11 protein-coding genes are annotated in these 11,525 nt (G+C 69.0%); 8 read left to right on the top strand and 3 right to left on the bottom strand.

Features of this window, described 5'->3' with window-relative positions; all coding sequences use genetic code 11:
• Window positions 1–34 precede the first annotated feature (34 nt).
• From OQ789_RS20950 to OQ789_RS20930, 5 genes are read left to right on the top strand one after another with little or no spacing between them, the layout of a single operon-like run.
• Window positions 35–322: a hypothetical protein gene (locus OQ789_RS20950; RefSeq protein WP_324688069.1), complete on the top strand. Its 288-nt coding sequence runs from the start codon at window positions 35–37 to the stop codon at window positions 320–322.
• Between the two features lie 36 nt (window positions 323–358).
• Entirely contained in the window at window positions 359–1,981 is a 1,623-nt protein-coding gene (locus tag OQ789_RS20945) for a class I adenylate-forming enzyme family protein (protein WP_324688068.1), read from the top strand.
• Window positions 1,968–2,741: a class II aldolase/adducin family protein gene (locus OQ789_RS20940; protein WP_324688067.1), complete on the top strand. Its 774-nt coding sequence runs from the start codon at window positions 1,968–1,970 to the stop codon at window positions 2,739–2,741. Before OQ789_RS20945 ends, OQ789_RS20940 begins: the two co-directional genes overlap by 14 nt.
• Before the next feature lie 48 nt (window positions 2,742–2,789).
• Window positions 2,790–4,058, top strand: a complete 1,269-nt coding sequence (locus OQ789_RS20935; RefSeq protein WP_324688066.1) for an amidohydrolase family protein — start codon at window positions 2,790–2,792, stop codon at window positions 4,056–4,058.
• Between the two features lie 6 nt (window positions 4,059–4,064).
• On the top strand, window positions 4,065–4,886 hold the full coding sequence (locus OQ789_RS20930) for a class I SAM-dependent methyltransferase (protein ID WP_324688065.1): 822 nt from the start codon (window positions 4,065–4,067) through the stop codon (window positions 4,884–4,886).
• A gap of 4 nt (window positions 4,887–4,890) precedes the next feature.
• Here OQ789_RS20930 and OQ789_RS20925 read toward each other — a convergent pair whose 3' ends face one another.
• On the bottom strand, window positions 4,891–5,910 hold the full coding sequence (locus OQ789_RS20925; protein WP_324688064.1) for a nitronate monooxygenase: 1,020 nt from the start codon (window positions 5,908–5,910) through the stop codon (window positions 4,891–4,893).
• A gap of 170 nt (window positions 5,911–6,080) precedes the next feature.
• On the opposite strand from OQ789_RS20925, the gene OQ789_RS20920 reads away from it, so the two are divergent.
• From OQ789_RS20920 to OQ789_RS20910, 3 genes are read left to right on the top strand one after another with little or no spacing between them, the layout of a single operon-like run.
• Window positions 6,081–7,682: an arylsulfatase gene (locus OQ789_RS20920; RefSeq protein WP_324688063.1), complete on the top strand. Its 1,602-nt coding sequence runs from the start codon at window positions 6,081–6,083 to the stop codon at window positions 7,680–7,682.
• A 31-nt stretch (window positions 7,683–7,713) separates the two neighbouring features.
• On the top strand, window positions 7,714–8,949 hold the full coding sequence (locus tag OQ789_RS20915) for an FAD-dependent oxidoreductase (protein WP_324688062.1): 1,236 nt from the start codon (window positions 7,714–7,716) through the stop codon (window positions 8,947–8,949).
• Complete coding sequence (locus OQ789_RS20910; RefSeq protein ID WP_324688061.1) at window positions 8,942–9,934, top strand: Gfo/Idh/MocA family oxidoreductase; 993 nt, start codon at window positions 8,942–8,944, stop codon at window positions 9,932–9,934. Before OQ789_RS20915 ends, OQ789_RS20910 begins: the two co-directional genes overlap by 8 nt.
• Here OQ789_RS20910 and OQ789_RS20905 read toward each other — a convergent pair.
• Both OQ789_RS20905 and OQ789_RS20900 read right to left on the bottom strand, forming a co-directional pair.
• Window positions 9,922–10,758 (bottom strand): sugar phosphate isomerase/epimerase family protein, encoded by an 837-nt coding sequence (locus tag OQ789_RS20905; RefSeq protein WP_420716167.1) that lies wholly within the window; start codon window positions 10,756–10,758, stop codon window positions 9,922–9,924. The two genes, OQ789_RS20910 and OQ789_RS20905, sit on opposite strands and share 13 nt — an antisense overlap.
• A complete protein-coding gene (locus OQ789_RS20900; protein ID WP_324688059.1) occupies window positions 10,758–11,366 on the bottom strand; it encodes a preprotein translocase subunit SecD in 609 nt (202 codons plus the stop codon). The genes OQ789_RS20905 and OQ789_RS20900 overlap by 1 nt, the downstream gene beginning before the upstream one ends.
• Between the last annotated feature and the right edge of the window lie 159 nt (window positions 11,367–11,525).

Here is an 11,525-nt window from a genome sequence, read left to right as displayed (position 1 = left end):
TGCGCATTATCGGCGAGCCGCTAGGGTGGTGCTCGTGAGCCTCCTCAACGTCAAGACGCGCGCCGCGCTGTGCGGGTGCGTCGCCGCGTTCGTGGTGGCGGCGGGACTCTCGACCGCCGGCGCACCCGCGGCCACCGCCAGTTCATCCGATGCGCCGTCGGCTCCGGGTGGGGCCGTGCGGGTGCAGCCCGCCGGGGGAGGCGGCTGCATCATCGGCCTCAACTGCGGGTGCGTCCGCAAGGTCACCTGCCCCACGCCGCACCCACGCCACCCCAACGTCGAGAACAGGCAGCACCTCGAGCCGGGCCCGGCCGAACTCTAGCGCCGACACAGCCGCGGGCTTTCCTATCATGTGGTGATGAGTGCCGGTGGGCTGGAAACCGTGGGCTCGCCGGCGTTCACCGACGAGGACGCGGCCCGGTTCCGCGCGGCAGGCTGGTGGAGCGATTGGACGCTCTCGGGCGCGGTGCGCCGCAACGCCGAACGGACACCGGATCGCCCCGCCTATCTTGATCACGATGGGCCGGCTTATACCTGGCATGAATTCGACTGTGCAGCAACTCGATTAGCCGAAGCATTGGCCGGGGTGGGCGTCGCCCGCGGTGATGGGGTGGCAACATGGCACGGCGACTGCGCCGCCCTTCATGTGTTGTTCGTGGCGATCGAACGCTGCGGGGCGGTGGTCGTCGGCGTCGGTGCGCGCGCCGGCACTCGCGAGGCGTTGGCGATCCTGCGCAGCGCCCGGCCGAAAATCCTGATCAGCGATTTGGACCGCGCGGCGCCCGCCGCGCAGGTGGCCGGCGAACTGCGGGTGCCCGGGATCGTGTTGAGCCGCGACGACGCGACGCTGGGCCTCGATGTCGAGGCCGAGCCCGCGGCGTTGGCGCCCGGCCGCGAGCTCGGCGGCGACGACGTGTTCCTGATCAACTCGACGTCCGGGACCACCGGGCTGCCCAAGTGCGTGGTGCACACCCAGAACCGTTGGCACTACTTCCACCAGAAGGCCGTCGCCAACGGCCTGCTGACGAGCGACGAGGTATTCCTGCCGGTCATTCCCACCCCGTTCGGTTTCGGGCTGTGGACCAGCCACACCACCCCGATCTACCTCGGCGCCACCGCGGTGATTCTGGACCGGTTCACCACCAGAGCCACCTGTGAGGCGATCGCGCGCCATCAGGTCACCGTACTATGTTGTGTCAGCACGCAATTGACCATGCTGATGGCGGACCCGGCCACCCGACGCCACGACCTCAGCTCGCTGCGTGTCGTGTACACCGGCGGGGAGGCATTGCCGTATCGGCCCGCTGCGGAATTCGAGGAACTCACCGGCGCGAAGATCCTGCAGTTCTACGGCTCCAACGAAACCGGGATGCTCAGCGCGACCACCGCCGCCGACTCGCGCGAACACCGGCTGCGCACCGCCGGCCGCGTCATCCCCGAGATGTCCGTGCGGCTGTTCGACGGCGACCGCGACGTCACCGCGACGGGCCGTGGCCAGCCCGCGTGCCGGGGGCCGGCCACCAGCCTCGGCTACCTCGGTGGCACCGACCACGACCAACTGTTCACCCCCGACGGGTGGATGCGGATGGGCGACGTCTGCGAGATCGACGCCGACGGCTACCTGCGCGTCACCGGGCGTACGTCCGATTTCATCGTGCGCGGCGGCAAGAACATCAGCGCGAGCCAGGTCGAAGACGCCGTCATGACCCACCCCGCCATCGCGGTGGCGGCGGCGGTCGCCATGCCGGACCCGGTGTTCGGCGAAAAGGTCTGTCTCTATGCCGAACTCACCGGCTCCGCCACCGTCGAGCTGACCGGACTGGTCGAACACCTGCTGGCGCTGGGGGTTTCCAAGGAACTGCTGCCCGAGCGGCTCATCGTCGTCGACGAGTTGCCCCGCTCGTCCGGCGGAAAGATAGCCAAGGGGCGGCTGCGCGAGGATATTGGAGCCAGAATGGAGGCTGGTCATGACTGCTCGTGATGCACGGCGCGGCGGATTGGAAGCCTGGGCGCCCGCGGTGGTTCCGCCCATCGGCGTCGACCTCTCCCACGAGCAGGCGCTGGCCATCGCCTTCCGTCACCTGGCCGGCATCGGCTTCGCCGAGAACATGGCCGGGCACATCACCTGGCAGCCCGACGGGCAGCCGACGATGTTCGTCAACCCCTGGGGGTTGTGGTGGCAGGAGATCACCGCGTCCGACATCTGCGTGGTCGACGGCGACGCGCGCGTGGTCAGCGGGCGCTGGGACGTGACCCCGGCCATTCACATCCACACCGAACTGCACCGGGTGCGCGACGACGCCCGGGTGGTGATCCACAACCACCCGTACTACGTCTGCGTGCTCGCAGCGCTGGGCAGATTGCCCGAGCTGGTGCACCAGACCGGGTCGCTCTTCCTCGACGACCTGTGCCTGGTCGACACGTACGACGGTGAAATCGACAGCGCGGCCCGCGCCGCGGAACTTGCCGCCCGGATCGGCGGCGCGAACCTGACCATCCTGGCCAACCACGGCGTCATCGCGACCGGGCGCAACCTGCCCGAAGCCGTGTACCGCGCGGCGTCGATCGAGCGGGTCTGCAAGCTGGCCTACGACGTCATGCTCACCGGCCGGGATCCGGTGGCGATGAACTGGTCGGATATGGCCGGCATGCAACGGTCGCTGACCGAACGGGCGGCCGACGTGTACTGGGCCGGGGCGGCGCGGATGACCATCAAGGCCGGCGGCGATGTGCTCACCTGAACTGCCTCCCTGCGCCTCAATGCCGATGTCCCGCAAGGAGAGTGACGAGTGAAATCGATAGACGAGCTGGCCGCCGACCTGAGTTTCACCACCGCGAAGACCGGCACCGAGCGCTCGGTGACCCTGCTGCCGGATCCGCCCCGGGCCGTGCGCCGCTACACGGTGATCTCCGTGGACGATCACATCGTCGAACCCCCCGACACCTTCACCGGTCGGCTGCCCGGCAAGTTCGCCGACCGGGCGCCCAGGGTCGTGGAGACCGAGGGCGGGGGACAGACGTGGGTCTACGACGGCAACGAACTGCCGAACGTCGGCTTCAACGCGGTGGTCGGCCGGCCGGTGGCGGAATACGGGTTCGAGCCCGTCAGATTCGACGAAATGCGCAGGGGCGCGTGGGATATCCACGCCCGCGTCAAGGACATGGACCTCAACGGCATCTACGCCTCGCTGAACTTCCCGTCGTTCCTGCCGGGCTTCGCGGGGCAACGCCTGCAGCAGGTGACCAAGGACCGCGACCTGGCGCTGGCCTCCGTGCGAGCCTGGAACGACTGGCATTTCGACGCCTGGGCGGGGTCCTATCCCGACCGGATCATCCCGTGTCAACTGCCGTGGCTGCTCGATCCCGAACTCGGCGCGACGATGATCCGCGAGAACGCCGACCGCGGCTTTCACGCCGTCACGTTCAGCGAGAACCCGGCCATGCTCGGGCTGCCCAGCATCCACACCGGCCACTGGGATCCGCTGATGGCGGCCTGCGCCGAGACGGGCACGGTGGTGAACCTGCACATCGGATCGTCCGGGTCGGCGCCGTCGACGACGGCGGACGCGCCACCGGACGTGCAGGGTGTGCTGTTCTTCGCCTATGCCATCTCCGCCGCGGTCGACTGGTTGTACTCCGGACTGCCCAGCCGGTTCCCCGACCTGAAGATCTGCCTGTCCGAGGGCGGAATCGGTTGGGTGGCTGGGCTGCTCGATCGCCTCGACCACATGCTCAGCTATCACGCGATGTACGGCACCTGGCAGGCGCTCGGTGAGCCGCTGACCCCCGCGGAGGTGCTGACCCGCAACTTCTGGTTCTGCGCGGTCGAGGACAAGTCCTCGTTCGTGCAGCGTGACCGGATAGGCGTCGACAACATCATGCTGGAAGCGGACTATCCGCATTGCGACTCGACGTGGCCGCACACCCAACAGACCATTCACGAACAGCTCGGCGATCTTCCTGCCGACGTCATTCGAAAATTCAGCTGGGAGAATGCATCTCGGCTCTACCGGCACCCGGTGCCTGCCGCGGTCCAGCGCGACCCCGAGGCGTTCTGACCGGCGATGTCCGCGATGGACACAATCGACTTCAGTTCTGTCCGATGGGGTTCGGTGGAGTGGACCAATCTCGTCACCCTGTATCTGCGCGCCCATGAAAGCCGCACGCGGCACCCGATTCTGGGGGACAGGGCGGCCGCGGACGCGGTGGACCGGATCGCCTACGACTTCAGCAGAATCCGAAGGTCTTCGTGGCCGGCGGTCAACCAGTACCTGGTGGCGCTGCGGGCCAGAAAGCTCGACGACTGGTGCGCCGGCTTCCTCACACACCATCCGGATGCCGTTGTGCTGCATCTGGGTTGCGGCCTCGACGGGCGCGCCTTCCGACTGGCCGTGCCGCCGACGGTGTCGTGGTTCGACGTCGATCAGCCAAGCGTAATCGGTTTGCGCAGCAGGCTTTACGAGAAAACTGAGGCTTACCGGATGATCGGCTCGTCGGTGACCGAACTCCAGTGGCTCGATCAAGTCCCGACCGGGCGTCCGACGCTGGTCGTCGCCGAGGGCCTGCTGATGTACCTGCCCGAGAGGGAGGTGCGACGGCTACTGCAGCGCCTGACCGACCGATTCGCCGGTGGCGAAATGCATTTCGACACGCTCTCGGCGCTGGCGCCGCAGCTGTCGAAGCTCTTCACCCGGGGCATCATCAAGTGGGGCATTCGGGACGTGCGCGACATCGCGAACTGGAATCCACGGTTGCGGTTCCTGGAGCAGACACCGGTGCTGGCCGACTACCAGCGGATCCAGTCGGCCGGGGTGCGGTCGATCTACCGGTTGACGTGGATGACGGCCGGTCGCCACTACGACGTGCTCAACCGCTTCGCATATTGACCGGCTACAGGGCGCAGGCCAGCCGGCCGAGAATGTCGGAGGCGGGCTCGGTGGTCGCGTGCCGGTATCCGGTGCCCGCCCAGAGGTGCATGTAGTCTGGCTTGCCCGCCGCCGCGGCGGCCTTGCGCAGCGGGCTGGTCAGGTAGTGAATGGCGGGGTAACCCGGCGGCGCCTCGGCTTCGTGGGCGTCGATGAACGCGTTACGCAGGCCACGGGCGGGCCGGCCGGTGAAGGCCCGGGTGATCACCGTCTCGGTGTAGGCGGGGTCGACCAGGGCCGCCTGATGCGTGGCCGAAGCGCCGCTTTCGGCGGCGCGCAGCAGAACGGTGCCGACGGCGGCCGCCGTCGCTCCCGCCCGGATCACCTCGGCGACCGCGGCGGGGGTGGCCAGGCCGCCGGTGGCCAGCACGGGCAGCGGCACCTTCGCGACGACGCGCTGCACCAACTCGACGATCGGGACCGGCGTCAGCGGGCGCTGCGGCGAGAGGGTGGCGGAATGGCCGCCGGCGTCGGCCGCCTGCACCGCGAGCATGTCGACACCGGCGTCGTGCGCCTGTGCCGCCTCGTCGGCCGTGGTGACCGTCTGGACCACAACGGTGCCTGCACGCTGCAACGCGATGATCACGTCGCGCGGCGGAATGCCGAACGTGAACGACACCATCGGAACCGGGTCGTCGAGCAACAGCGTGACCTTCTCGTCGAATCTGTCGTCGTCCTCGATGGGCTCGGCCGGCAGCGTCAGCCCGAACTGGTCGGCCTCGGCTGCGATGAGCGCGGCGTACGCGCGGTAACGCCGCGGGTCGACGGGCATCGGATTGGGTGCGAACACGTTGATACCAAACGGAATACCCTCGGCGCGAACGGCTTTGATCTCGGCGTCGACGGCCTGGACGGTCTTGTATCCGGCTGCGAGGAAGCCCAGCGCGCCGGCGCGCGCGGCCGCCGACACCATGGCCGGGGTGGTCGGGCCACCCGACATCGGAGCCGCCACCAGCGGAACGGACACCCCAAACCGGGCCAGCATCTCGACGCCCCTTCGCTGTTCGGCTCGCCGTTCGGGCGAGGTCAACCCCGATGGTGCCTGCCGCGGCTTCATTTGTCAGCATCGGCACGTGTCAGCATCGGCACGTGTCAGCATCGGCGCCGCGACGGCGGCGTTTCGCCCCGGCGCCGCACCTGGCAGGATCCTTGAGCGTGGCGCGCCCTAACTTCCTCGTCATCGTTGCCGACGACCTCGGGTTCTCCGACATCGGCGCATTCGGCGGCGAGATCGAGACGCCCAACCTCGATCGGCTGGCGCACGCGGGAATCCGGCTCACCGATTTTCATTCGGCCCCGGCCTGCTCACCGACCCGGGCGATGCTGCTGACCGGGACCGACCACCACATCGCCGGCATCGGCACGATGCTCGAGGTGGCGTCGCCGGAATTCCGCGGCGCGCCCGGCTATGAGGGCTACCTCAACGATCGGGTCGTCGCATTGCCGGAATTGTTGCGCGACGCGGGCTACCTGACACTGATGTCGGGCAAGTGGCATCTGGGCGCGACGATCGACACCTCGCCGTGGGCGCGTGGTTTCGAGCGCTCGTTCGCGCTGCTGCCGGCCGGGGCCAGCCACTACGGCGGCGCGGGCGCGCGCGGATTCTCGCCGGTGCCGACGCTGTACACCGAGGACGACCACTTCGTCACGGTGGGCGACGACTTCTATTCCTCGGACTCCTACACCGACACATTGCTGCGGTATCTCGACGAGCGGGACCCGGACGACGACCGGCCCTTCTTCGCCTATCTGCCCTTCCAGGCTCCGCATTGGCCCCTGCAGGCGCCCGACGAATCCATCGCGAAGTACCGCGGCCGCTACGACGCCGGCCCGGATGCGCTGCGCGAGGAACGCCTGGCCGAGCTCAAGCGGCTCGGCCTGTGCCCACCCGACGTCGTCGCGCACCCGGTGGTGGCCGACGGTGCGCCGGAGTGGGCCGACATGACCGACGAGCAGCGCGCGGTGTCGGCCCGGAGCATGGAGGTCTACGCCGGAATGGTCGACCGGATGGACTACAACGTCGGCCGGGTGATCGACTTCCTCACGGCCAGCGGCGAACGCGACAACACCGTGGTGATCTTCATGTCCGACAACGGGGCGGAGGGAGCGATCGTGGAGGCGATGCCGTTGCGCGGTCCGCAGATCGCCGCACAGATCGAAAAGCATTGCGACAACAGCCTGGACAACCTGGGCCGGCCCACGTCGTTCATCTGGTACGGCCCCCGCTGGGCGCAGGCGGCGACCGCGCCGTCGCGCCTGCACAAGGCGTTTACCACGCAGGGGGGAATCCGCGTCACCGGCTTCGTCACCTGGCCCGGCTTCGCCCGGCAACACCAGATCGGCACCGCGTTCAGCACCGTCATGGACATCGCGCCGACCCTGCTGGAGCTCGCCGGGACCACGCACCCGGGCACCTCCTACCGGGGCCGCGAGGTGGCCCCCATGCGCGGTCGCTCACTGGTGGACTACCTGACGGGCGCGGCCGAGAGCGTGCACGACGCCGGCACCGGGACCGGCTGGGAGCTGTTCGGGCGCCGCGCCATCCGGCAGGGCGACTGGAAGGCGCTGTACCTGCCCGCGCCGTACGGCCCGGGCGGCTGGCAACTCTACGACCTGGCCTCCGACCCGGGCGAGATCGACGATCTGGCCGTCGCGCGGCCCGACAAGCTGGCCGAGCTGCTGGCGCTGTGGGATCGCTACGTCGAGGAGACCGGCGTGATCCTCGATCCCATCTCCGTGTACGACGTACAGCTCTGAAGGTCCCGGTGCCGCATATGCTTGGGCGTTGATGGTGGAGACAACGACATGCGCGGTCGTCGGCGGCGGCCCGGCGGGCATGGTCCTCGGGCTGTTGCTGGCCCGGGCCGGCATCGAGGTCACCCTGCTGGAAAAGCACGGCGACTTCCTGCGTGACTTCCGAGGCGACACGGTGCATCCGACGACGCTGCAATTGCTCGACGAGCTGGGCCTGGGGGAGCGGTTCCAGGAATTGCCCTACAGCAAACTCCGCAGAGGCACTTTGGAATCCGACGGTCACTCGGTGACCTACCTGGACTTCGACCGGATCCGGCAGGCGCACCGATACATCGCCATGGTGCCGCAGTGGGACCTGCTGAACCTGCTCGCCGAGGCGGCCCGCGCCGAACCGAGCTTCACCTTGCGCATGCGCACCGAGGTCACCGGCCTACTGCGCGACGGCGACCGGGTCACCGGAGTGCGGTACGACGGCGCCACCGGGCCCGGCGAGCTCAGGGCCGAACTGACGGTCGCCTGTGACGGCCGGTGGTCGGTGGTGCGCCGGGAGGCCGGCCTGCGTGCGCGCGAATACCCGGCGAACTTCGACGTGTGGTGGTTCAAGCTGCCGCGGGACGGCAACGCGGATCATTCCTTTCTGCCCCGGATTGGGGCGGGCAAGGCGCTGGCGGTAATCCCGCGCGAGGGCTACAACCAGATCGCCTACCTGGGACCCAAGGGCGCCGACGCCCAGCTGCGCGCGCGGGGTATCGACGTGTTCCGGCGTGACCTCGATGCGCTCCTGCCTGACATGCCCGACTCCGTCGCGGCTCTGGAGTCCATGGACGACGTCAAACACCTCGACGTGCGGGTGAATCGGTTGCGGCGCTGGCACACCAACGGGCTGCTCTGCATCGGCGATGCCGCACACGCGATGTCACCGCTGGGCGGGGTCGGCATCAACCTGGCCATCCAGGATGCCGTCGCCGCCGCGACCCTCCTGGCCGAACCCCTGCTGCGCCACCGGGTCACCGAACGCGACCTGGCCGCCGTCCGTCGCCGCCGCGCACTGCCCGCCGCGCTGACCCAGACGGCGCAGCGAGTGCTGCAGATCGTGTTGCTGCGCGCGGTTTTTGGGGGTGCTGACGCCAGACCGCCCGCGATGCTGCTGAACGTGCTGCGATGGCTGCCGTGGCTGTCGGCGGTGCCCGCCTATTTCGTCGGCGTCGGGGTCAGGCCCGAGCATGCACCGCCCTTCGCCCGACGAGGCTCGCAGGGGCGCGATGGCTGACACCCCGCTACGGATCGGTGTTCTCGGCGCGGCCAGCATCGCGCCGGCGGCGTTGATCCGCCCCGCCGCCGACAACCCGGAGGTCGTCGTCGCCGCGGTGGCGGCCCGCGACGTGTCCCGCGCGCGGGCGTACGCCGCAAGGCACAACATCGCTTCGGTGCACGGCGATTACGGGGCGCTGCTCGCCGACCCGGACATCGACGCCGTCTACAACCCGCTGCCGAACGGCCTGCACGGGCGTTGGACGCGGGCTGCGCTGGCGGCGGGCAAGCACGTGCTGTGCGAAAAGCCGTTCACCGCCAACGCGGCCGAGGCGCACGAAATCGCCGAGCTGGCAGCCGCTTCGGACCGCGTGGTGATGGAGGCCTTCCACTACCGCTACCACCCGCTGACCCTGCGTGCCGAGGAGATCATCGCCTCCGGCGAGCTGGGAACGCTGCGGCACGTGGAGGCCGCGTTGTGTTTCCCGCTGCCGAAGTTCTCCGACATCCGCTACAACTACGATCTCGCCGGCGGGGCGACGATGGACGCCGGCTGCTACGCGGTGCACATGGTCCGCACGTTCGGCGGACCGGCCCCGGAAGTCGTTGCGGCGCAAGCCAAGCTGCGCGATGCGCGGGTCGACCGGGCCATGACCGCCGACTTGCGGTTCGCGGCCGGCCACACCGGGCGGGTGCGCTGCTCGATGTGGTCGTCGCGGCTGCTGCAGATCAGCGCCCGGGTGATCGGCGAACACGGGGAGCTGCGCCTCCTCAATCCCGTGATGCCGCAGTACTTCCACCGGCTCTCGGTGCGGTCGCGCGAGGGCAGGCGGGCGGAGCGGTTCGGCCACCGGGCCTCCTACGCGTATCAACTCGACGCGTTCGCCGCCGCGGTGCTGCGCGGGGAGCCGGTCAGGACCACCTCGCGCGACGCGGTGGACAACATGAGCGTGATCGACGCGATCTATCGTGGCGCGGGCCTTCCGCTGCGCTACCCGAGCTGAAGCTCCGACAGCAACCGGCGCGCCGCCTCGACACAAGGTCGTAGGCGGTCGATCGGGCTCATGCCCGCCAGCGCCAATGATCGCCTGGGAACCTCGATTTCGAGCACGATGTCGGCGGGCAGCGCGGACAGCAGGTCGGGCAGCGGAAGTTCGCCCTCCCCGGGCACCATCCGCTCGAACATGGCTTCCTCCAGGTAGTTGTCCGTGCGCGGCCGCAGCGTCGTGTCGTTGAGCTGGGCGTAGCCGATGGCATCGGCAGCGACGGCGGCCAGGTCGGTGGCCGCAGAACCCGACCGCACCAGGTGCATGGTGTCGATCAACAACCGGAATTCGGTTCGGCCGACGTAGTTCTTGGCGTCCAGCGCCGCGTCCAAATCGCCGATCGTCAGGCCGGGCACCGGCTCGACGACCGTGCCGATGTCGCGCTGGGCAGCCAGCTCGGTCAGCGCGGCGAACTGGTCAAGCGTCCGGGGCAGGTCGGGGTCCATGCTGACCACGTTGACCCGCGGGACACCGAGCCCGGCCAGCGCGTCGAGGTCGCCGCGCAGCGCGCTGACGTCGGCGCCGGGCAGCACGAGGAACCCGTCGCCCAGCGAGATGCTCACGCCCTGGTCGCGCATCGCGGCGAGCAAGTCTTTCCGCAGTCCGTCGTCGTCCCGCAAGTTGAAGGGGGGATAACCCAGCGGCACCAGGGGCATCCCCTGCACGGCGACCGAGATATGGCGGCAGCCCAACTGGGCCGCGAGATCCACCAATTCGATTGGAGGCAACCCGAATACGCTGAGCATGCCGATGCCGAGGCGCTCCGTGCGCCCCGCGGTCATCATGCGGGGCGACCCACCAACTGGGCCAATTGCGCGGCGCCCTGGGCTGTTTGGGTGGTCAGCACGATTCGCCCGGACGTGGCCGCTTGTTCGATGATCGGCGCCTCCAGGACCATGTTGTCCCGGATGAAGGCCACGTGGTCTTGCAGATGCGCGCTGGTGAATTCGGTCCACGCGGCCGTCGACGGCGGGTCCAGCACGAGGGTCAGCTCGTAATAGTCCGCGGTCAGCGACTTCGGTGGGTCCACGTGGACGAGCCCGAGCTGCATGGTCTCGGGACCCAACGTGTAGACGGTGGTTCGCCCCATGTCGCAGGTGGTGAGGGCGTCGGTCGGCGCTATCGGAGCGTTCGGATCCATCGCCGGGCACTTGACGGCGGGCGTCGTCGGCTGTGACTTCGTCACCGGCCGCACCGGCAGCGGCGCGATCCGCACCACCGGCGGGGGCGGCGGCGGTGGTGGCTGCGCCGTCGTGCCGGGCGGTGCCGTGGTCGATGAGCCGGTGTGCGCGGGCCCGTGCGTCTGCTGGCAGCCGCACATCACTGCGGCGAGCAGACCGACGGATCCGAACCGTACGGCATTGCGCGCGCTCAAACGACGGTGAATCATCCGAGAAGACTCTACTCGCAGGGTCGTCGATTTCCTGGTCGACGGGAACTCTTGCACCGCAATTTCTTTGACGCCGCTCGTTTGACGCGCTGGGGCTGATCGCCGAAATGCGGCCAATTGCAAGTTTCGTGTGCGGCAATGCGCTCTTTACCGACACTA

This window comes from Mycobacterium sp. 94-17 (assembly GCF_035617725.1).
Lineage (GTDB): Bacteria > Actinomycetota > Actinomycetes > Mycobacteriales > Mycobacteriaceae > Mycobacterium.
Note: the sequence above shows the minus strand (reverse complement) of the source record. Positions and strands in the feature narration are given on the sequence as shown.

Excerpts from the sequence above, each read along its gene's own strand:
- OQ789_RS20945 (WP_324688068.1), top strand. The coding sequence starts at position 359 with ATGAGTGCCGGTGGGCTGGAAACCGTGGGCTCGCCGGCGTTCACCGAC.
- OQ789_RS20940 (WP_324688067.1), top strand. The coding sequence starts at position 1,968 with ATGACTGCTCGTGATGCACGGCGCGGCGGATTGGAAGCCTGGGCGCCC.
- OQ789_RS20930 (WP_324688065.1), top strand. The coding sequence starts at position 4,065 with ATGTCCGCGATGGACACAATCGACTTCAGTTCTGTCCGATGGGGTTCG.
- OQ789_RS20925 (WP_324688064.1), bottom strand. The coding sequence starts at position 5,910 with ATGCTGGCCCGGTTTGGGGTGTCCGTTCCGCTGGTGGCGGCTCCGATG.
- OQ789_RS20915 (WP_324688062.1), top strand. The coding sequence starts at position 7,714 with ATGGTGGAGACAACGACATGCGCGGTCGTCGGCGGCGGCCCGGCGGGC.
- OQ789_RS20910 (WP_324688061.1), top strand. The coding sequence starts at position 8,942 with ATGGCTGACACCCCGCTACGGATCGGTGTTCTCGGCGCGGCCAGCATC.
- OQ789_RS20905 (WP_420716167.1), bottom strand. The coding sequence starts at position 10,758 with ATGACCGCGGGGCGCACGGAGCGCCTCGGCATCGGCATGCTCAGCGTA.
- OQ789_RS20900 (WP_324688059.1), bottom strand. The coding sequence starts at position 11,366 with ATGATTCACCGTCGTTTGAGCGCGCGCAATGCCGTACGGTTCGGATCC.